This window comes from Staphylococcus sp. 11-B-312 (assembly GCF_016743055.1).
Lineage (GTDB): Bacteria > Bacillota > Bacilli > Staphylococcales > Staphylococcaceae > Staphylococcus > Staphylococcus ureilyticus.
Genome location: NZ_CP068241.1, coordinates 554,675 through 577,188, shown reverse-complemented (window position 1 = coordinate 577,188; position 22,514 = coordinate 554,675). Strand labels below are relative to the sequence as shown.

22 protein-coding genes are annotated in these 22,514 nt (G+C 34.1%); 16 read left to right on the top strand and 6 right to left on the bottom strand.

What is annotated here, in order from left to right:
• Positions 1-82: 82 nt before the first annotated feature.
• Positions 83-1,666 (top strand): FMN-binding glutamate synthase family protein, encoded by a 1,584-nt coding sequence (locus tag JG554_RS02445; RefSeq protein WP_046208801.1) that lies wholly within the window; start codon positions 83-85, stop codon positions 1,664-1,666.
• Positions 1,667-1,810: 144 nt separating this feature from the next.
• Here JG554_RS02445 and JG554_RS02440 read toward each other — a convergent pair whose 3' ends face one another.
• Positions 1,811-2,326, bottom strand: a complete 516-nt coding sequence (locus tag JG554_RS02440) for a thioredoxin domain-containing protein (protein WP_019470102.1) — start codon at positions 2,324-2,326, stop codon at positions 1,811-1,813.
• Positions 2,327-2,525: 199 nt separating this feature from the next.
• Between JG554_RS02440 and JG554_RS02435 the strand changes: the two genes are divergently transcribed.
• The gene (locus tag JG554_RS02435; protein WP_019470101.1) at positions 2,526-3,602 is read left to right on the top strand and encodes a M42 family metallopeptidase; all 1,077 of its coding nucleotides are present in this window, start codon (positions 2,526-2,528) and stop codon (positions 3,600-3,602) included.
• Between the two features lie 115 nt (positions 3,603-3,717).
• On the opposite strand, the gene JG554_RS02430 is transcribed toward JG554_RS02435, so the two are convergent.
• A complete protein-coding gene (locus JG554_RS02430; protein ID WP_064209297.1) occupies positions 3,718-4,536 on the bottom strand; it encodes an SDR family oxidoreductase in 819 nt (272 codons plus the stop codon).
• 193 nt (positions 4,537-4,729) lie between these two features.
• Between JG554_RS02430 and JG554_RS02425 the strand changes: the two genes are divergently transcribed.
• The 13 genes from JG554_RS02425 (at position 4,730) to hisIE (ending at position 19,162) form a co-directional block, all read left to right on the top strand.
• A complete protein-coding gene (locus JG554_RS02425; RefSeq protein WP_046206805.1) occupies positions 4,730-6,271 on the top strand; it encodes an AbgT family transporter in 1,542 nt (513 codons plus the stop codon).
• 162 nt (positions 6,272-6,433) lie between these two features.
• Positions 6,434-7,963, top strand: a complete 1,530-nt coding sequence (ppx, locus tag JG554_RS02420; RefSeq protein ID WP_070037439.1) for an exopolyphosphatase — start codon at positions 6,434-6,436, stop codon at positions 7,961-7,963.
• A gap of 67 nt (positions 7,964-8,030) precedes the next feature.
• A complete protein-coding gene (locus JG554_RS02415; RefSeq protein WP_019470097.1) occupies positions 8,031-10,190 on the top strand; it encodes an RNA degradosome polyphosphate kinase in 2,160 nt (719 codons plus the stop codon).
• 371 nt (positions 10,191-10,561) lie between these two features.
• Entirely contained in the window at positions 10,562-11,860 is a 1,299-nt protein-coding gene (locus JG554_RS02410; protein ID WP_070037437.1) for a D-serine ammonia-lyase, read from the top strand.
• A gap of 393 nt (positions 11,861-12,253) precedes the next feature.
• The gene (locus tag JG554_RS02405; protein ID WP_046206802.1) at positions 12,254-13,069 is read left to right on the top strand and encodes an ATP phosphoribosyltransferase regulatory subunit; all 816 of its coding nucleotides are present in this window, start codon (positions 12,254-12,256) and stop codon (positions 13,067-13,069) included.
• Between the two features lie 16 nt (positions 13,070-13,085).
• A complete protein-coding gene (gene hisG / locus JG554_RS02400; protein WP_070037435.1) occupies positions 13,086-13,703 on the top strand; it encodes an ATP phosphoribosyltransferase in 618 nt (205 codons plus the stop codon).
• Positions 13,693-14,955 carry a histidinol dehydrogenase gene (gene hisD / locus JG554_RS02395; RefSeq protein WP_046206976.1) on the top strand — a complete coding sequence of 421 codons (1,263 nt, stop codon included), beginning with the start codon at positions 13,693-13,695 and terminating at the stop codon, positions 14,953-14,955. The genes hisG and hisD overlap by 11 nt, the downstream gene beginning before the upstream one ends.
• Positions 14,948-15,943: a pyridoxal phosphate-dependent aminotransferase gene (locus JG554_RS02390; protein ID WP_070037433.1), complete on the top strand. Its 996-nt coding sequence runs from the start codon at positions 14,948-14,950 to the stop codon at positions 15,941-15,943. Before hisD ends, JG554_RS02390 begins: the two co-directional genes overlap by 8 nt.
• On the top strand, positions 15,930-16,508 hold the full coding sequence (gene hisB, locus JG554_RS02385) for an imidazoleglycerol-phosphate dehydratase HisB (protein ID WP_019470091.1): 579 nt from the start codon (positions 15,930-15,932) through the stop codon (positions 16,506-16,508). Before JG554_RS02390 ends, hisB begins: the two co-directional genes overlap by 14 nt.
• Entirely contained in the window at positions 16,505-17,077 is a 573-nt protein-coding gene (hisH, locus tag JG554_RS02380) for an imidazole glycerol phosphate synthase subunit HisH (RefSeq protein ID WP_070037424.1), read from the top strand. Before hisB ends, hisH begins: the two co-directional genes overlap by 4 nt.
• Entirely contained in the window at positions 17,077-17,781 is a 705-nt protein-coding gene (gene hisA / locus JG554_RS02375) for a 1-(5-phosphoribosyl)-5-((5-phosphoribosylamino)methylideneamino)imidazole-4-carboxamide isomerase (protein ID WP_070037421.1), read from the top strand. The genes hisH and hisA overlap by 1 nt, the downstream gene beginning before the upstream one ends.
• Positions 17,778-18,536, top strand: a complete 759-nt coding sequence (gene hisF / locus JG554_RS02370) for an imidazole glycerol phosphate synthase subunit HisF (protein ID WP_046206799.1) — start codon at positions 17,778-17,780, stop codon at positions 18,534-18,536. The genes hisA and hisF overlap by 4 nt, the downstream gene beginning before the upstream one ends.
• A complete protein-coding gene (gene hisIE, locus JG554_RS02365; protein WP_019470087.1) occupies positions 18,533-19,162 on the top strand; it encodes a bifunctional phosphoribosyl-AMP cyclohydrolase/phosphoribosyl-ATP diphosphatase HisIE in 630 nt (209 codons plus the stop codon). Before hisF ends, hisIE begins: the two co-directional genes overlap by 4 nt.
• 129 nt (positions 19,163-19,291) lie before the next feature.
• Here the strand turns inward: hisIE and JG554_RS02360 are convergent, their stop codons facing one another.
• A complete protein-coding gene (locus JG554_RS02360) occupies positions 19,292-19,792 on the bottom strand; it encodes a GNAT family N-acetyltransferase (RefSeq protein ID WP_070037418.1) in 501 nt (166 codons plus the stop codon).
• Positions 19,793-19,865: 73 nt separating this feature from the next.
• Positions 19,866-20,573, bottom strand: coding sequence for an SDR family oxidoreductase (locus JG554_RS02355; protein ID WP_070037415.1), 708 nt, complete (start codon positions 20,571-20,573; stop codon positions 19,866-19,868).
• A 189-nt stretch (positions 20,574-20,762) separates the two neighbouring features.
• Here JG554_RS02355 and JG554_RS02350 point away from each other — a divergent pair, with 189 nt between their 5' ends.
• Positions 20,763-21,032 carry a DUF1413 domain-containing protein gene (locus JG554_RS02350; protein WP_019470084.1) on the top strand — a complete coding sequence of 90 codons (270 nt, stop codon included), beginning with the start codon at positions 20,763-20,765 and terminating at the stop codon, positions 21,030-21,032.
• A 181-nt stretch (positions 21,033-21,213) separates the two neighbouring features.
• Here the strand turns inward: JG554_RS02350 and JG554_RS02345 are convergent, their stop codons facing one another.
• Together JG554_RS02345 and JG554_RS02340 are read right to left on the bottom strand one after the other, a co-directional pair.
• Positions 21,214-21,405 (bottom strand): hypothetical protein, encoded by a 192-nt coding sequence (locus tag JG554_RS02345; RefSeq protein ID WP_019470083.1) that lies wholly within the window; start codon positions 21,403-21,405, stop codon positions 21,214-21,216.
• Between the two features lie 315 nt (positions 21,406-21,720).
• On the bottom strand, positions 21,721-22,386 hold the full coding sequence (locus JG554_RS02340) for a beta/alpha barrel domain-containing protein (protein ID WP_081338768.1): 666 nt from the start codon (positions 22,384-22,386) through the stop codon (positions 21,721-21,723).
• Between the last annotated feature and the right edge of the window lie 128 nt (positions 22,387-22,514).

The window sequence follows — 22,514 nt, the reverse complement described above, 5'->3', positions numbered from 1 at the left end:
CCATTCTACCCCTTTACAGTGGAACACATTGTAAATTGCATAATTTATTGTATTATATAACTATATTAAGGGGGAATGTTACATGACTATTTTGACTATTTTACAGTTTATCGTCAACGTAATCATTGTCGTTTGTTTAATAAGCGTACTTGTTTTAGGGGCTGTATTGCTTTTTAAGGATAAACGACAAAAGCAACATAGCGTTTTACGCAATTATCCATTACTTGCACGTATTCGATATTTTGGTGAAAAAATAGGTCCAGAATTACGCCAATATTTATTTTTAGCAGATACCAAAGGCAAACCTTTTTCTCGTAATGATTACACCAATATTGTATTAGCTGGTAAATATAATTCAAGAATGACTAGTTTTGGTACACAAAAGGATTATGAAGATGGGTTTTACATTCAAAATACGATGTTTCCGTTGCAATCTAAAGAATTACATATTAATCAATCACCGTTGATTTCATCATTTATTTATACAATTGATAATGAACGACTCTTTAATCGTGACGAACATCGCACAAAAGCAGAGATAGATCCATTTTATTTAACAGATGAAGATGCCATTATTTTAGGTCCTGAACTGAAACATCCGTTCAAACTTAAAAGGCTTGTTGGTCAATCAGGAATGAGTTATGGCGCATTAGGAAGTCATGCAATCACGGCGCTATCCAAAGGATTAGGACAAGCTGGAACTTGGATGAATACAGGTGAAGGCGGTTTATCAAAACACCATTTATCGGGCGATGCAGATATCATCTTTCAAATAGGTCCAGGTTTATTTGGCGTACGAGATAAATCGGGAGAATTTGATATGAATGCTTTCCAAAGTTTAGCAAATGAAGATACGGTCAAAGCTTTTGAAATCAAGTTAGCACAAGGTGCAAAAACAAGAGGCGGCCATATGCAAGGTAATAAAGTCACACAAGAAATTGCTGATATTCGTAATGTTGAACCTTGGAGGACGATTAATTCCCCTAACCGTTTTGAATCTATAGATAATCCAACCGATTTATTAGACTGGGTTACACAATTACAAAAAGTAGGTCAAAAACCTGTTGGTTTTAAAATTGTAATCAGCAAAGTATCAGAAGTAGAAGCGCTCGCACAAACAATGATTGAAACAAATCAGTTTCCGAATTTTATTACTATTGACGGCGGCGAAGGAGGCACTGGTGCAACATTTCAAGAATTGCAAGATGGCATAGGTTTACCTTTATTCACTGCTTTACCAATCTTAACAGGTGTACTCGAAAAGTATGGTATACGCAATCGAATTAAAGTATTTGCTTCAGGGAAACTTGTAACACCTGATAAAATTGCGATTGCATTAGGTCTAGGTGCTGATTTAGTCAACGTTGCAAGAGGTATGATGATTAGTGTCGGATGTATTATGAGTAGGCAGTGTCATATGAACACATGTCCTGTAGGTGTTGCAACAACAGATCCAAAACGTGAAAAGGGATTAATTATAGATGAAAAAAAATACCGCGTCACTAATTTTGTAACCAGCTTACATGAAGGCTTATTTAACATTGCTGCCGCTGTAGGTGTAACTTCCCCAACTCAGATATCGAAAGAACACATCATTATCAAAAAGAAAGACGGTAACATTCAATCCATACATGATTATAAATTAAACTTACTAAATCATAATTAACTTCAAAGATTAAAACAAACACCTTTGTTAAAAATAAGCTTCAACAACATTTCGAAGGATAAGATAAGCATACGTCTGGGACGAATCACTGATGTCCAGACGTATTTATTTTGCAAATAGATATTTAAGTCCGATGGTTCATTATCATATAAAGTGATTCAATTGCTTTGTTAGCTTAGATTCTATCGTTTCTTGTTGATCTTCCAATGGATTGAATTCAAATAAATTACCATTAATAAAAACGGTCGGAATGCCTTTAATTCCTCTTTCAAATGCTTCTTCATGAATCGCTAACGAACGATCGTCAGCTTCTTTATGAGGTGTAAGATTATATTCTTCTTCCATTTTGGCTTCAATTGTCGAAAAACTTACTTTCCATTGAGCTTGTGTTTGGTATAACTCACGAATAATATCTAAGGTTTCTTCAGGTCGTTGATAGTTTAAATATATATTTGCTATTGTTCCTTTTAATAAGCCTTGCTTCGTTTTATCAAAATGTTTAATTGTATGTTGAACCTTCCCTTGATCAATGAATGGCTTTAATACAGTGTCTGCAGCGAAAAAGAAGTTTTTACAGTATGGACAAGCTAAATTGATAAAAGACTCCACTTTAATCGGTGCTGATTCTGAGCCTATTGTTAAATAATTAATTTCTGTCATCGTCTATCCCTCCACTTTGTTTATAATTATATTGAATCATGGACAGGTATTGAATGCACACGTTTAGCCTTACAATAGCGTGCAACGTAAACTTCATCTAATGTTATGTAAATTAAATTAATAACACAAAGCTCAAACAATTAGCTTATATCAAAGTTCATGATAAAATGAATATAAATATTTGATTAGGGGGTATAACATGAACAATTCAATAAAATTACTAGAATCATTAACAAATGTTGACGGTATTGCAGGTCATGAAAAAGCAGTAAAAACACTTATGCGTGATTATTTGACGCCAGTAAGTGATGAAATTATTGAAGATAATCTGGGAGGTATTTTCGGTAAAAAAACGACCTCTACTGGTAATAAGACATTAATGGTGGCAGGTCATTTAGATGAAATTGGTTTTGTAGTTACTAAAATTGATAAAGATGGATTTTTAAAATTCACACCTATTGGTGGTTGGTGGAACCAAGTGATGTTATCTCAAAAAGTAACTGTCACAACTGATGAAGGCAAGAAAATCAGAGGTATTATTGGCTCCAAACCACCACATGCTTTATCACCCGAAGAACGTAAAAAAAATGTAGAAATAAAAGATATGTTCATTGATATTGGAGTTAAAAGTAAAAAAGAAGCTGAACAATTCGGCATTGAAATTGGCAATATGATCACACCATACAGTGAGTTTGAAACACTAGCTAATAGCAAGTATTTAACTGCCAAAGCATTTGATAATCGTTATGGTTGCGCCCTTGCTGTAGACGTTTTAAACAACCTTAAACAAGAATCCATTGATATTAATTTAGTTTCAGGCGCTAACGTACAAGAAGAAGTAGGTCTTCGTGGCGCTAAAGTTGCAGCTAATAAGATTAAACCTGACTTAGCTCTTGCTGTCGATGTAGCTGTTGCCTATGATACACCAGGCATGTCTGGCCAAACTAGCGAGACAGCTATTGGACAAGGACCTGTAGTCATTATTATGGACGCTTCAAACATAGGTCATGTTGGTTTTACAAACCATATTAAAAAAATAGCTAAAGCACATAATATAGATATCCAGTTAGATTCTACACCTGGTGGCGGTACTGATGCTGGAAGTATTCATGTTGCCAATGAAGGTGTGCCTACGGTCTCTATTGGTGTCGCTCTACGTTATATGCATTCAAACGTCTCTGTATTGCATACAGATGACTATAAAAATTCGGTTGCCTTAGTCACTGAAATCGTTAAATCTTTAAACGACGATGCCGTAGATAACATCATTTGGTAAACCACTCAAATCTATAAAAAATAAAGCCGTAAACAAAGTGCTACCACTAATGTTTACGGCTTTTTGGTGCTTCTTAATAACTATTAAACTCAAATAATATCACTTTCACTCTAAATTATTCTGTAGAATCTTTCCAACGCGCATCACTCAACATTTCTCCTGGCCAAGTATATGCCGTCACACCACCATCAATTGTAATGGTTTCACCAGTTATAAAAGAACTGTCATCAGAAGCCAAGAAAGCAATGAGTTTACCTACTTCATCAGGTGTGCCCAAACGACCTAAAGGCGTAACCCACTTCTGATTTTCTCTAAATATTTTTCCTTGTTCATCTTCTTTAGTACCTGTTAATTTATCTACAAGTGGTGTTTCTATCGTACCTGGTGCGACTGCATTCGCTCTGATATGCTCACGTCCATATTCTATCGCTGTTGATCGAGTGAAATTGATGATACCTGCTTTTGCAGCATTATATGCTGAACGATTTAAATCTGCAGCATTTCCAGAAAATGACGCCATATTGATGATAGAGCCACCATTTGACATCATTAGTGGTAAAAAGAATTTAGTCATCAAAAATGTACCTCTTAAATCAACATTCATAATTCTATCAAACACATCGATTGGAAATTCATGAATACGTCCAGCGGCATTATCAATACCAGCATTATTACATAAAATATCAATATGATTATAATCTTCTTTAATAGATTGCGCAAGCCGTTCTACTGCATGTGCATCTGATACATCTACATTATATCCTGAAGCTTTATTACCGCCCTGGTTAATTACTTTTACTGTATCATGTACAGATGCAGAAATATCAATCGCTAAAACATGTGCCCCTTCTTTTGCCAATATTTGTGCAGAAGCAGATCCTATGCCGGTACTAGCGCCTGTTACCACAGCAATCTTATTTTCTAATCGTCTCATCTATGAACTTCCCCTTTCATTTCCCTACTGTTCAATATTAATTTATCTGTAATACATTTCCTTTTTAAATCAATTTTAAAACCTTTGTATAAAGCATTCATAGATGCCTTTTGCTTGGAAACATAAAATTTATCATACTCATTTCAAAATGAGTTTGTTATAATTTCGATAACTTATTGGGGAGGTAATAATAATGGGGTCAAATACGAGAGAAAAATCGACAATTATAAATAAATTTCTGAATATTGTAGAAAAAATTGGTAATAGATTACCTGATCCAAGTATATTGTTTTTTCTAATGTGTCTTGGGCTCGCAATCATTACATGGGTTGTTTCACTTTTTCATGTCACAGTAAAACATCCTGGAACAGGTAATACCATTGGCATCAAAAATATTTTAAGCAAAGATGGTATTGCTATGATTTTGAATGATGCGATCAAAAACTTTTCTGAGTTCCCTGCACTCGGTTTAGTATTATCAGTGATGCTTGGGGTAGGTATTGCTGAGAAAACAGGTTATTTTGATAAATTAATGGTACAAATTGTTCATAAAGCACCCAAGCAAATCATTGTGCCTGTAATAATACTTATAGGTATTATTGGCAATTCTGCAGGAGATGCTGCAACGATTGTTTTACCACCGTTAACAGCGATGGTCTTCATAAAATTAGGCTATCACCCTATTGCCGGGTTAGCGATGGCTTACGCATCAGCACTTGGTGGTTTTTCTGCGAATGTCATGATAGGAATGTCAGATGCATTGCTTTATGCCTTTACAGAACCAGCAACAAAGATTGTTTCTGATAAAATTGCAGTTAATGTAGCGATGAATTGGTACTTTATTGCAGCTAGTGTCGTTGTATTATTGCCAACAATTTATTGGGTTACAATGCGTTTTGTCATCCCCCGTTTAGGCTCATATGACGATACACAGTCTAATATTAAAGTGGATGATACTAATCAAGGATTAACACTTAAAGAAAGTAAGGCTGTGTTTTGGGCAAATATAAGCTTTTTCACTACACTTATTTTACTTATCATTATGGCAATACCACAAAATAGTTTCTTACGTAATGCCAAAACTGGCAGTTTATTGAATGATTCTCCTATTATTAATGGGGTTGGTTTAATTATTTTACTTATTTTTTTGGTGCCTGGTTTGGTGTACGGCATGTTAATGAAGGAATTTAAAAATTCTAAAGATTTAGGTAAAATGCTTGCTGATTCTATGGCTTCTATGGGGTCTTTTATTGTTATTGTCTTTTTTGCAGCACAATTACTGGCATTTTTAGAATGGAGTAATTTAGGTGTGATTGTAGCAGTACAAGGTGCTGAAGTACTTCAAGATCAAAACGGTATCGTCCTTATTTTAGGAGTGATTTTTTTAGGTGCGCTCATTAACTTATTAATCGGTAGTGCATCTGCTAAATGGGGAATTCTTGCTCCAATATTTATTCCAATGCTGATAATTGTAGGATTTCATCCTGCATTCACACAAATGTTGTATAGAATTGGAGATTCAATTAGTAACCCAATTACGCCAATGATGCCTTATTTGCCATTACTTTTATCTTATGCTCAAAAATATGATAAACACATGAAATTAGGCTCACTGTTATCTAGTTTAATGCCTTATACCATTATTCTAAGTATTGTATGGCCCATATTCATGATTATATGGTACTTACTTGGCTGGCCATTAGGCCCTGGAGGCCCTTTACACATCAATGAATAAGTCAAAAACAATATTAAATTTCAAACTATATAAAAATCATTACCATGAATTGAACAATATTCAATTGATGTATCACAAATCATGCTATTTATTGTAATATTAAAGAGAAAAGTGGGTAAATAAATTTATAAACAACTATTTACCTCATATATACAGGAGGAGATTATGGAACGCATAGGATTAGTAGACATCGGATCAAATACAATAAGGTTAGTTATTTTTGAATTCGATACTAAAACAGGATTAAATGAAATTTTAAATATTAAAACGCCCGCACGCTTAAGTCAATATTTAACCGATGATTTAAAGATGAACCAAGATGGTATCGATGTGTTGACAACAACATTACACAGCTTTAAAAGCGTCGCTAAAAAATTTGAAGTAAACGAATTACATCCTGTTGCGACAGCTGCTATTAGACAATCTACCAATCAAAAAGAAATCATCAAACACATTAAAAGCGAACTTGACATCAGCATCAAAATTATTCCTGATCAAGAAGAAGCTTTTTATGGTTTTTATGCCATCACTCATACTACAGATGTAGAAGATGGTGTTTCTATCGATATTGGTGGTGGTTCTACAGAAGTCACTTTATTCAAAGATAAAACGATCATTGAAGCGCATAGTTTCCCATTTGGCGTTGTAACATTAAAACGAAAATTCTTCGAAGATAAAGATCATAATGATAAATCAGCAATTAAAGCAATGGAAAAATTTATAGCTAAGCAATTCGAACAGCTACCATGGTTACAAGACCAAAAAATTGCTCTAGTCGGTATTGGTGGATCGGCTCGTAACGTAGCACGCATTCATCAGTCAGAACATTCTTATCCCATTGGTGGTGTTCATAACTACTCAATGACTGAAGAAGATATGGATGAGGTATATAAAATAATTAAAAAGAGTTCACGTGATGACTTAAAAGATATTGATGGATTAAGCAGAGACCGTATAGACATCATATTACCAGCAGTATCCGTATTCAAAACTTTATTCGAACAAATCAATGCAACCCACTTCACTTTCTCACGCAAAGGGCTACGTGAGGGCTATATAATGAAGTTGATATCCGAACGTCACCCACAAGAATTTAAAAAAGAAAATATTAGAAAAGATGCATTATATCATTTAGCTAATGAATATAGCATCGAAGAATCTAGTGCAAAACAACGCGTTAAATTGGCTCAATCATTGTTATCACAACTGATTGACTTAGATAAAATTCAAGTTACTAAAAAAGAGCAAGAACTTTTTGCGGAAGGTGCATATTTATATTATTTAGGAAGATTTATTGACGCAGATTCTAGTTCACCGCATACGTATTATATTATAGCGAATTCAATGATTGATGGTTTTCCACATGAAGATCGCGTCAAACTTGCAATGTTAGCAAGTTTTAAAAATAAATCTCTTTTAAAATTTTATAGCCAAGAGACCGCATGGCTACGTGGCAAAGAGTTGGATCATATTCAATTTTTAGGCGGTATTATTAAATTTGTAAATGCCCTAAATATATCACACACTAGCCCAGTGGAGCGTGTGGCATTACAAGAAGAAGATGGTGCTTATACTTTGTATGTCCGTTATATTGGTGAACCGATTGCTGAAGAGTATCAATCACTTAGACAAAAAAAGCATATCGAGAAAATTTTAAAAGAAAATCTTTCTATCATCTTTACAAAATCTTAAAATTCATATGATAAATTGTACGTAGCAAAATATGTTAACAAGACTACAATAAGGTGGAATTAGAATTATGCAAAAGAAATTGGGAGAGAGAGATTTAAATTTACCACAATATTATAATAATAGAGAGCTCAGTTGGTTAGATTTTAATTATCGCGTATTACAAGAAGCTGAAGATAAAAACAATCCTTTATTGGAACAATTAAAATTTATTTCTATATTTAGCTCTAACTTGGATGAATTCTTTATGGTGCGTGTGGCCGGATTACAAGATCAAGTTAAAATGGGTTATGATAAACCTGAGAACAAAGCACAACTCACACCTAAAGAACAACTTGAGCAAATAAAAATAAAAAATAAAAAATATGTAGATTTACAGTATGCACGTTATAACGAATTAGTAGAACTGTTAAAACAACATCGTGTGGAAGTAACAAAACCTGAATCTTTACCAGAGTCTTTATTACCACAGTTAGAACGTGAATTTAAAACAGGTATCTTACCTACATTAACACCATTAGGTATCGATGCTTATCATCCTTTCCCAAAATTAAACAATAAAAGCTTGAATATATTTGTAGATATTGATACCGATGATGCAATTAATTCGGCTATTGTACAAATACCATCATTAATTCCAAGATTTTATACATTAAATCAAGGTCAAACTCAATACGTTGTAATGTTAGAAGATATTATCACTTATTATATTAATGAGTTATTCACTGGCTATGAAGTGTTAAATACCTTCACCTTTAGAATTACACGTAATGCCGATCTAACCATCCATGAAGATGGTGCCGAAGATTTGTTAATTGAAATAGAACGCTTCTTAAAAGAGCGTAAACGCGGAACAGCAGTACGTTTAGAGATAGACGGAAGACAAGCAACTTATGAAGACGTTGTTTGGATTATCAATCAGTTGGAAGTTCATGATAATGATGTCTATTTTGTAGACGGTCCATTAGATTTAACACTGCTTTTCGATCTTGTAGACCATTTATCTAATAGTTTAAAACATTTAACATATAATAAATATCTACCACAACCACCTCAATCTTTGGGTAATGAAGACATTTTTGATTTATCATTAAAACGTGATATTTTCTTTCATCATCCCTATGAATCCTTTGAACCAATTGTAGATTTCATTCGTGATGCTGCAAATGATCCGAACACGATTGCTATTAAACAAACATTATATCGTGTAAGTAAAGATTCACCAATCATTAATAGTTTGAAAACAGCTGCAGAAAATGGTAAACAAGTAACTGTGCTCGTTGAATTAAAAGCACGTTTTGATGAAGAAAATAATGTTCACTGGGCAAGAATGTTAGAAGATGCAGGCTGTCATGTTATTTATGGTATGACATATTTGAAAACGCATAGTAAAATTTCGCTTGTGGTCAAACGCAACAATAACAAACTCACATCTTTCGTACATTTAGGTACTGGAAACTACAACGATAAAACAGCTAAGCTCTATACAGATATGGGCATTATCACAACAAATCAAGAAATAGCAGAAGATGCTATTAACTTCTTTAACTACCTCAGTGGATATACATTGAAACCAGAATATAATAAACTCATTGTAGCTCCATACGACATACGTGATGTATTCTTAGCTCGAATAGACAAAGAAATCAAATCACATCGTGAAAACGGTAATGGAAAAATTATGATGAAGATGAATTCATTAACAGATAAAGATATTATTCTTAAATTATTTGAAGCTTCTCGTGCTGGTGTCAAAGTTAAATTAATTATTCGCGGTATTTGTTGTTTAAAACCAGGCATCCCAGATGTCAGCGATAATATTGAAGTAGTAAGTATCGTTGGTCGTTTCCTTGAACACTCTCGTATCTATTACTTCCATAATAACGGTGATGAAAAAATTTACCTCTCTTCAGCAGATGCAATGACACGTAATATGATTAAGCGTGTAGAAATATTGTTCCCTGTCGAAGATAAAAAAATTGCTAAACGCTTATTAGATTATATGAATTTACAATTATCAGATAACCAAAAAGGTCGATATCAGGACGAACAAGGTTATTATCATTATATTCATAATAATTTATCACCATTAAATTCACAGGCTTATTTAATGAAAGAAGCGATGACATTTGGCCAAAAATTAAAAGAAGCTTCTACCCTGCCACAAGAAGTTCCTATACAACATAAAAATCGATGGTTTTCTAAACTAAAAGATACGTTTAAACGATGATAAAGAACCACTTCCCAACTTGTTGGGTTAGTGGTTCTTATGCTTTCGAACGACAGAGAGAAAGTAAACTTATTCACTTCCCAACTTGTTGGGTTAGTGGTTCTTATGCTTTCGAGCAGCAAGTGAGAAAGTATACGTTATTCACTTCCCAACTTGTTTGGTTAGTGGTTCTTATGCATGAGCTAAAGCTCAGGTAATCCTTATTGCGAAATCATCTTTATCGGTTTCGTATGATATCCTCTTACTTAAACAAAAAAATTCATCTCATTCTCAACTTATAGCATTTTGAAATATCAGTTATATAACATCTTATGTATCTAATTTTGCTATAATAAACACTAAATACTATTAACTTTTATGAGGTGTCACTTATGATAAATGTTGAAAAATTAAAAAGTAACTTTCCTTTAGTCAATGACATGCAACAATATAAACCGATATTTTGGAAAAATCCAAATTTTCGTAAGGATGAAACATTCCCTTTTTCATTAGATGATATAGAAGATGCTGCAGCAAGGTTAGAACGTTTTAGCAGTTATATACGTAATGTTTTTCCTAAAACTGAAAAAGACCATGGTCTGATTGAATCCCCACTAAAAGCAATCCCTTTTATGCAACAAGCATTAGTTGACTCTGAGCACCTTGAGCAAAGTGGTAAATTATGGCTTAAATGCGATAGTCATCTTGCTATTTCAGGCTCTATAAAGGCAAGAGGTGGTATATATGAAGTTTTAAAACTAGCTGAATCTATCGCTATAAAGGAATGTGGTTTAAAATATACAGATGATTATAAAATTTTATCCGAATCAAAATATAAAGCGTGCTTTCGTAAATATACTGTTGCTGTCGGTTCAACTGGTAACCTAGGTTTAAGTATTGGCATCATAAGTGCACAATTAGGCTTTCAAGTTATTGTACATATGTCTAGTGATGCGCGCCAATGGAAAAAGGACTTACTTCGGTCACGCGGTGTGAAAGTTGTTGAACACCAATCTGATTATCAATATGCAGTTGCTGAAGGACGGAAGGCTGCAGAAAACGACCCTACTTGTCATTTCATAGACGATGAAGGTTCTGCTGATCTTTTCTTAGGTTATACAGTTGCTGCTTTACGGTTAAAAACACAACTTAGCAATGAAGGTATACAAGTAGATGCACAACATCCCCTTTTTGTTTATCTGCCTTGTGGTGTTGGTGGAGGTCCAGGTGGTGTTGCCTTTGGATTAAATCAAGTATTTGGCGATCATGTGTATTGTCTTTTTGCTGAACCTACACATGCACCATGCATGACATTAGGAATGATGACACAACTGCACAACCAAATAGCTGTAACAGATATTGGATTAGACGGCCGTACTGATGCAGATGGTCTTGCTGTTGCCAGACCTTCAAAACTCGTTGGTCATATAATGAATTCATTATTATATGGTGCTTTTACTGTAGAAGATCAACAAATGTACCGATATTTATATTTGCTTAGTCAAAAGGAACGTATATTTGTTGAACCCTCTGCAGCATCAGGGTTTGCAGGTTTAAAAGCAGTGTTGAAACATACCGACAAAACTCATTTTAATTTATCTAATGCCAATCATATTGTATGGGCAACTGGCGGTAATATGGTACCTAAGGAAGAAATGTTAAAATATGTGGCTCAAGGCAAACAATCATAAACGTCAACGATTTAGAAACATACCTGACAACAAACATGTAACTTTAAGTATACACCCCACTTTATGTTTTGCTCGATACCTTATCTAAAAAAACGCATATATAATAACCTTGCTTCTTTTTCAATGATGGCATTAGGCTTGGTTAAAATTTATAATAAATATAATATGTTCGAAGTGGTATCGTCACACTTACTTTCACTCTAAAACCTAAAACAATATTTTAGGTTTTATTTTTTTATATAAATATAGATAAAAGCGTCTAAAGTCACGTTGCCAAGAATATTTTCTGAATATTTATTGAATTCTAAAATCAACTATGTTAAAGTATGTTTTATCAATTCACTTTAGTTCGGTAGAGAAACAAAGTATTTAATAAAGGATGGTCATTATACTATGGATACGAAAGCACTTATTAATAATAAAGAATATGAATTATCATTTTTAAAACATTTTCAACAAGCGGATTTTAAACTTGTTGATTTTAGTTTTATAGAATCATTATCCTGGCAATCACTTACGCCTGATGATTTACAACAAATGACAGAGCGTAGCTTTTGGCAACATGACCATCATATTTTTGCTTTGCGCAATGATTTCACTGACCAATTATTGCGTTACTACAGTAATTATCAACCTGAACAACAACGTTTAGCTTATAGTGGTCCAATAGTCAGAAATAATGAAGTTTACACTCAATTAGGTATAGAACATTACAACCCAACTGTTACAGATATGCAAAACGATTTTAAAACGTTTTATAACTTTATTAAATATACGTTGAATGATGATATCGACTTTGTCATTTTAGGACATTATCAATTAATCGATTTATTATTAGCAGCTAGCGAACAAAGCCAATCGATATTAAATCTTATACAAGAGCGAAATATTTCAGAGTTAACTGCACAGTTAGGTCTTGCGCATCCTGTGGTACAGTTGCTCACTACAAAAACAACTGAACAACTTGATTTATTAACACAACTATTTCCACATGACCATCGCACCATCCAGTCTTTACATCGGTGGGAACAATGGTTTAAATCACAAAATATTACTGAAATTCATCTTGATATAACCCCTAGACCACCACGTTCTTATTACAAAGGATCATTCATGAAATGTCATTTAAAAAATAATAAAACTCAGCGTCTCACTGGTGGGTTTTATAAAGGGAAATTAGAAGGCTTTGGACTAGGTTTTATACTATAAACAAGGAGTGAAAATCATGCTTACTGTCGCATTGGCAAAAGGTAGATTACTTAAAAGTTTTATAAAGTATTTAAATGAAATAAGAGAAACTGAAATAGCATATGCACTTGAACAAAGAGAGCGTCAATTACTTATAACAGTTAATGATATACAATTTATTTTAGTCAAGGGTAGTGATGTACCGATATATGTTGAACAAGGCGTTGCAGATATTGGCATCGTCGGCAGCGATATTTTAGAAGAAGGTAATTATTTTATTAACAACTTACTGGATTTACCTTTTGGCGAATGTCACTTTTCACTTGCTGCTAAACCAGAAGCTTATCAATTTAAAAAAGTAGCTACTTCATATACCCAAACAGCACGTCAATATTTTGAAGCACAAGGTTTAGATGTTGAGCTTGTAAAACTATCAGGTTCAATTGAATTGGCATGTTTGGTAGATATGGTAGATGGCATTGTTGATATTGTTCAAACTGGTACTACTTTAAAGTCAAATGGCTTAGTTGAAAAAGAAAAGATTAAAAACATCAATGCTAAACTCATTACAAATAAGGCATCATATTTTAAAAAATCAACTGAAATTGATAATTTAATTAAAACTTTGGAGGTGACGCTCATTGATTACAAATAAAGAAACATTTATGAATAACTACCTGAACCAATCTGAACTAAACGAAGATTTATATCCAATCGTAAAAGAAATTTGTGATCAAGTGAAATTTCGAGGGGACGACGCCTTAAAGGAATACAATCTAAAACTAGACAAAGTAGAAACATCACAATTATCAGTTTCTAAGGAAGACTTATTTACTGCTTATCAACGCATTGACTCATCTATACGGGAAGCTCTTGAACAAAGTCATGACAGAATTAAGGCATATCAAATGTCTATTAAACAAGAGCATCAGCAGGATAATTCAGAATGTTACGAATTATATCACCCGTTAGAGCGTGTCGGTGTCTATGTCCCAGGTGGTAAAGCTAGCTATCCCTCCACCGTGTTAATGACTGTAACACTTGCTAAAGTTGCTGGTGTTAAAAATATCGTCGTCGTTACTCCACCACAAATTGAAGGCATACCTGATATTGTACTTGCTGCCTGTTATATTGCTGGTGTTGATCAAGTTTACCAAGTTGGTGGCGCACAAAGTATTGCTGCACTTGCGTATGGTACTGAGACAATTCCTAAAGTGGATAAAATAGTTGGACCTGGAAATCAATATGTTGCCTATGCCAAAAAATATTTATATGGGCAAGTTGGCATTGATCAGATTGCTGGTCCAAGTGAAATTGCACTAATCATTGATCGATCGGCTGACATAAATGCCATTACTTATGATGTATTTGCTCAAGCAGAACATGATGAACTCGCTAGAACATTTGTCATCAGTGAAGATAAAGACTTATTACAACAATTAGAAAATAATATTCAAAAAACTCTAAGACAAATCAAACGGCAACCTATTGTTGAAGCCAGTTTAAAACACAATCACTTCTTAATTTCAGTAGAAAACTTTACTGAAGCTTGCGATTTGATGAATCAAATTGCACCGGAACATGCATCTATACAAACACAATGTCCACATGACTATATCAACCATGTGAAATATGTAGGTGCACTCTTCTTAGGACATTATTCTCCAGAAGTTATCGGAGATTATGTTGCTGGCCCAAGCCATGTACTACCTACAAATCAGACTGCTCGTTTTACCAATGGTCTATCTGTGAATGATTTCTTAACGAGACATTCTGTCATAGATTTATCACAACAAACATTTAAAAACATTGAACAATCCGCACGTAAATTAGCACATATTGAACACTTGTATAATCACGAACAATCCATAGAAATTCGAACAACAAAGGAGCCACACAATGATTAGAATTAATAAAAATGAAAGTCCACTTAAACCATTATCTAATGAACAACTTGCAACAATTATTCAACAGGCAGCATTTAACTTTTATCCTGATGATGAGTATGAGCGCTTCAAACGAGCTTATGCAGCTTTTCATAATATTTCTCCTGATCAAGTCATAGCAGCTAATGGTTCTGATGAGCTCATTCAAAAATTAATGTTAATCATGCCAGAAGGACCGGCATTGACCTTAGATCCTGACTTTTTCATGTATCAAGCTTATGCTAATCAGGTAGCTCGACCTATTGAATTTGTACCAGCAAATTCAGATTTAACATTTGATTTAGAAATGATTTTAAAACGAATTGATGAAGTACAGCCTGCATTCTTTATTATGAGTAATCCACATAATCCATCTGGCTTACAATATAGTACGACATTTTTAATGGCTATTGCAGATAAGATGCAAACATTGGGTGGTTACTTTATCATTGATGAAGCTTACTTAGATTTTGGTGAATCTTATGATATTAAGATGCAACCTCATGTTATTCAAATGCGTACGCTCTCGAAAGCGTTTGGTATCGCTGGCTTAAGACTAGGTGTGCTCATCGGTACTAATGATACCATCAAACTCATCCAAAGCATTGAGCATCCGTATCCTCTGAATACAATTACGCTTCATATCGCGATTTATATGTTTGAAAATCAAACAATGACTCGCGCGTTTATAAAGCAACAACGACAGCTTGCCCGCAAATTAAAAGATATGTTTCATGAACTTGTTGACGATGTCATGGTAGTCTTCCCTTCTGCTACAAATTTCGTATTAACCAAAGGAGAAGCTGCGCAAAGTTTAGGTGCTTATATTAAAGACAATGGATTCCTTCCAAGATTATACGATGAACCAGAAATGTCTGACTATGTACGATACTCTATTGCTACAGATGAACAATTAGATCAATTATTTATACTTATTAAAAATTGGAGGTCGCAATATGATACTAAATAAAACACGTAATACAGCAGAAACACAATTAAGCATTTCTCTGGCTGATGACCACCGTGAAAGTAATATTCATACAGGCGTTGGGTTTTTGGATCATATGTTGACACTCTTTACTTTTCACAGCCAATTATCCTTATCTATAGAAGCAAATGGAGATGTTCAAGTCGATGATCATCATGTGACAGAAGATATTGGTATTGTTCTTGGACAGTTACTGTTATCGATGGTAAAGGAACGTAAATATTTTCAACGTTACGGGGTTAGTTACATACCCATGGATGAAACACTTGCGCGTACAGTCGTAGATATTAGTGGACGACCTTATTTATCTTTTAATGCTCAATTCAGTAAAGAAAAAGTAGGTACATTTGATACTGAACTCGTTGAGGAATTTTTCAGAGCACTTGTTATCAACTCACGTCTAACAACGCATATTGACTTAATTCGCGGTGGAAACACACACCATGAAATAGAAAGTATATTTAAATCTTTTGCTCGTGCGCTTAAAGATGCATTAGTCTCAAATGACGCTAATATCACTCCTTCTTCTAAGGGTGTGATTGAATGATTGCAGTGATTGACTATGGTTTAGGAAATATTAAAAACATACAACGTGCGCTTAATCGTTTAGGTTTTAATGCAATTTTAACAGATCGTGTAGAGGATATTGCGGCAGCAGATACCCTTATATTACCTGGTGTAGGTCATTTTAAAGATGCTATGCAAGCGATTGAAAAACGGGGATTAAAGTCTATTTTACAAAATATATCACATAAACCGATCATCGGTATTTGTCTAGGTATGCAATTGCTTTATGAACACAGCGCAGAAGGTGATGTAGAAGGATTACAACTTTTCCCAGGAAATATCATACCTATTCAAACACCTTATCCGGTACCGCATTTAGGGTGGAATAATTTAATCAGCAATTATACAACATTAACGCAAGATGTATATTTTGTACATTCCTATCAAGCTGAAATGTCAGATCATGTTGTTGCTTATGCAGACTATGGCACGTTGATTCCTGCAATTGTTCAATATAAAAATTTTATAGGTATCCAATTCCATCCTGAAAAAAGTGGTGAAGATGGTTTAGCGATACTTAATCAAGCTCTGAAAGGTGGTTTCTTATAATGATCAATATTTGGCCAGCTATTGATTTAATTAATGCAACAAGTGTGAGACTGACTGAAGGAAAATATGATTCAGAAGAAAAAATGACGCGCAGTGCCGAAGATAGCGTCGTTTTTTATGACAAGTTCGACTGTGTAGATCGTATTCATATTGTAGATTTAATCGGTGCCAAGCAGCAAACATCTATTGAACAGGACTACATCAAACAATTAAGAAGCCTGACCAATAAACCTATGGAAGTTGGTGGCGGTATACGTAGTTATGAAACAATCAAAGCTTATTTTGCTGACGGTATAGACTATTGTATTATTGGGACAAAAGGCATTCAAGATACTGAATGGTTAGCCAAAATGTCTCATCAATATCCGTACAAACTCTATCTATCAGTAGATGCATATCAGCGCGAAATAAAAATAAACGGCTGGGAACAAGATGCACATCTAGACTTATTCGATTTGGTTCAGCAAATCGAATCGCTACCATTGGGAGGTATCATCTATACGGATATTTCTAAAGATGGTCGCATGGCTGGCCCAAACTTTGAAATAACAGCACAGCTTGTCAAAGCAACACAAAAACCTGTCATTGCTTCTGGTGGTATTCGTCATCAACAAGACTTAGAACAATTAGAAAAATTTGGTGTTCATGCAGCAATCGTTGGTAAAGCTGCACACAACCATGCATTTTGGGAGGGATTATCATGATTAAAAAAAGAATTATCCCCTGCCTAGATGTGAAAGATGGCCGCGTTGTCAAAGGCATACAATTTAAAGGGCTACGTGACCTTGGAAATCCTGTGGATTATGCACTTTATTACAACGAGCAAGGTGCAGATGAATTAGTCTTTTTAGATATCTCTCGAACTGAAGCTGGCCATGGGCTTATGTTAGATGTTATTGAAGAAACTGCTGAAAAACTATTCATTCCACTTACAGTAGGAGGCGGCATTTCCACAATTGATGACATTTCCCAGTTGCTAAATCATGGTGCTGACAAGGTATCTCTAAACTCTAGCGCATTAAAGCACCCTGCTTTTATCCAAGAAGCCAGTGAAAAATTTGGAAGCCAATGTATTTGTATCGCTATAGATAGTAACTTTGATACAGAGTTAAATGATTATTTTTGCTATACACATGGCGGAAAGAAACGTACAGATAAACGTGTCTATGACTGGGTTCAAGAAGTGGAGGCGCTTGGCGCTGGCGAATTATTAATAACGAGCATGACACACGATGGGATGAAACAAGGCTTTGATGTTAACCATTTACATGAGATTGAACAACTTGTGCACATCCCTATTATTGCTTCTGGTGGTGGCGGCAATCCAGAGCATTTTGTAGATTTATTCAAACAAACAAATGTCTCGGCAGGATTAGCTGCTAGCATACTGCATGACAAAGAAACCACAGTGAATGAAATTAAACAATCAATGGCTCAAGGAGGTATTCCAATAAGATGACACAACAACCTGATTTTAGTAAAGGGCTTATTCCTGCCATACTACAAGATGTTCAGACAAAACAAGTGCTTATGCTTGGTTATATGAATGAAGATGCATACAACAAAACGTTAGCTGAGGGGAAGGTTTGTTTTTATTCACGTTCTAAAGACCGCTTATGGACCAAAGGAGAAACTTCTGGTCACACCCAAGTCGTTCAAAATGTACACCTAGACTGTGATCAAGACACCTTATTGATAGATGTAATTCCCAATGGACCAACTTGTCATACTGGGAGCCAGAGTTGTTTCAATACAACAGTTCCTTTCTATGTACAACAGCTCGAAGACACTGTATCTTCAAGCGCTAACTCTAATAAAGAAAATTCATACACACAATATTTATTGAATGAAGGTTTAGAAAAAATCACGAAGAAGTTTGGTGAAGAAGCTTTTGAAGTCGTAATCGGTGCTATGAAATCTAATCAAGAAGAAGTAACAAATGAAACTGCTGATTTAATGTATCATCTTTTTGTACTTTTACATGCATTGAACATCAAATTTGAAGATATTGAGAAAACTTTGTCAAAACGTCATCAAGTTTCCAATAACTTTAAAGGAGAAAGATCAGATATAAAAAATTGGTAAATTCGATTTACTGATTGCTTCATGATTTTTCATAATCAGTTAATTTCACTAATATATACTCATATATCAAACTATAGGCTAAAACAGATCATAACTGTTTTAGCCTATAGTTTTGAATTTATTAATTTTTTATACAAATAACACCATCAAATCTTCATCATAATACCGTTTGCCATCATAAAGTGCCTTTGGTTCAGTGCCATATTTCTGAAATCCTAATTTTTCATATAATTTAATAGCACTTTGGTTTTCCGTAAGAACCGATAAACCTATAGTTTTAACCACACCTTGTTCAGTGACAATATCTATCATTTTTTGAATTAGTTGTTGAGTAAATCCTTGTTTTCTATATTGTGGATCACAATATACACCGACTAAATTACCTCTGTGCATCATTTTTTCTAATATTTCTCGATAAAAAGTTGCATAACCGATTAATTTTCCATCGTCAAATACACCCATTGTAAAATGTCTTTCGTTCGACCCTATCCTCTCTTCAAAACGTTCAATTGGTAAATGAAGCTCACGTTGATAAGTTGAAGCAAAACCTGTAGGATCAGTTTGCAGAGACTGTAAGCGCAATGAGCGATATGATTCTACATCGCTTTTCTTAAGACATCTAAACTCCATGCTCTACCTACTTTCACATTATATTATCACTTTACTATTAACTAACTCAACGTCGTAACATTAAAAATATATATTAGACTGGTCTGACAGTAATTTCATTTACATTTACATGTGAAGGTTGTTGTAATGCATAAACTACCGCTTCAGCAATATCTTTGGGTTCTAGCTTTTTACGTTCTCCCCAATCTGTCTGGCCACTTAAAGGCGTATCTACCATACCTGGCGATATGCTTGTCACTCGAACGCCAGTTTTAGCCAGCTCTTTTTCCAATCCTTGCGTAATCGTGTGCACTGCAGCTTTCGTTGCACTATATATTGTACTCATTTTCGTCACTTCAAAACCTGAGATAGAAGCAATGTTAATAATATGACCACTAGATTGAGCTAAAAATGTTGGTATGACTGCATTAATGCCATATAGTGTCCCTTTCACATTTGTATCAATCATTGATTCCCAAGCCTTTACATTACCGTCCGTTACAGCAGAAGACATCATTTGACCCGCACTATTTACAAGTATATCCAAGCGACCGAATTGTTCTTTTGCATATGCTATTAAACGTTCAACTTCTTGTTGCTGTGTCACATCCACTATTAAATATTCAACCTGTGCATGATGTTCGTTTAAACGAATACGATTTACAACATCTTTCAGCTTTGTTTCATTACGACCAGTTAATAGTAATTGTATACCGTGACTTGATAGCACCTCTGCTATGCTAGCACCAATGCCACTACTAGCACCAGTGATGATTGCAACCTTGTTCTCTAATTTAACCATCGAATCTTCCTTTCATCAAACGTATTTTATATTTTATACCCTGTCCTCAAAGATTGTACCATGTGCCCTCCCCCTTGAAACAATGAGTTAGCTCATAAGCATGTGTACTTGTCATATACACTAAATCATTATAAAGTGGGTATATCATACATAACTCACTTATCTTTAAATAAATTAGGAGGATGATCCATGAACTTCACTGAAAGAATAAAAGAACTAAGAAATAATATTGATAGTACAAGTTTCGACTTTCGTTTTGAACAATTGTTTAATGAAGAAGAGTGGCTTGGACTATCGCTTAACCAGCGCCAGCAATATGAACGTGAATTCAGAAAATATGTCACCCAAAGTAATGTATTGCGTATTTCATATGCTTCACAAGATCACATTCGCATGCGTATGTATAATTCTATTTATAACTATAATGAAATCAAACATAACTTTAAATCTTATGTTTAATCATGATGAGAAAAGCCTACGTTACTGGATGAACAGTAACATAGGCTTTTCCACTTTGTAAGGGCTCTAAATAAATCATGAAAGGTGATACTAGGGAGAATAATATACATGAAGTTTTACACACAAGATACGATGAAGTATATGTGTATAAACTTCAATGCTACTAGATGAATACAGTGTATTAATTACTTACTAGTAGCTTTTTTTCTAATCCATAGTTGTATAATTTTTCTGCATCAATATAAGCTATATAATCAATACTTCTGTATCCATCTTTAATGTCATTAATAATGCCTTGATTCACACCAGTATGTGTGTATATATCATAACTGCTTTCATTTGAAAAAATGACTTCTTCAATTACTTTTCTCATTTAATAATCACTCCGTATTTTTTCTTTCGTTAGGCATTGTTATCTTCTACACCCTTATCATAATCGATAACGTTAAGAATTTAAAGTGTTTTGTGATTAATTTCACAAAATAATCACTTTTAGTCCTTTTTAATATATTTCACACATTTTTAAATTGACAAATTGTTTAATTTTAAAAATGATTGATTTTAAAAATACGCATAATAGGTTAACGATAAAATTCCATTTATAGTACCTATTTCGTTAATATTGCGCTTAATCACGAAGCGTTAGTTATACCATTAGATAAATTGCTATCATATTTTAGCTAATCATTTAGCTCAAACGCACTGAATTTAATTTTTCTACAAATGCATGTGTTTGATGAATAATCATATCTAAGTGGTTTTTTTGTGTCCCTTTAGTTAATGCATTACCAATACCGATAGCATAGGCACCACTTTTGTACCACTGCTCCATATTTTCTAATGACATGCCGCCATAAGGTATCATATGTATATTGGGGAAGATTTCACGAATGTTTTTCAAAAAAGGTACACCTAATATATTTGCAGGATACAACTTAATCACTGGTACTTCATACTGTATCGCTTTAGTTACTTCATCTTTCGAACCACATCTTGGCATGTAAGGTATTTGGTATACATTACAAATATGCGCTATTTGAACGTCTAAATGCGACGTTGCTATATAGCGAGCACCATTTGTAATCGCTACACGTGCGGTTACAACATTTTGAACTGAACCTGCACCAATGATAATTGATTTACCAAATTTTTGGGTTAACGCTTTTATGGCCAATTCTGCATAAGGCGTGTTAGATGTTATTTCAATATTTTTCATACCACCCTCAATCATTTTTTCACTTTTCAATATAGCATCATCACAAGTAGGTCCCTTAACTACTCCTACCAAGTAGTTTCGGTGTAATTGTTCCAAAGTCAGCAATTTATCCATTAGCGTCTGTCCTTTCCAATCCATTTTATTTCATTGTAATTTTTATCTAATTTTCGTCAATCGATGACTACGTAACCCTTTCATAGTAAGATTCATTATATTTTGTTAACAATTTGAGCAATCATTAGTATCTATGTAGCATATTGATGTTT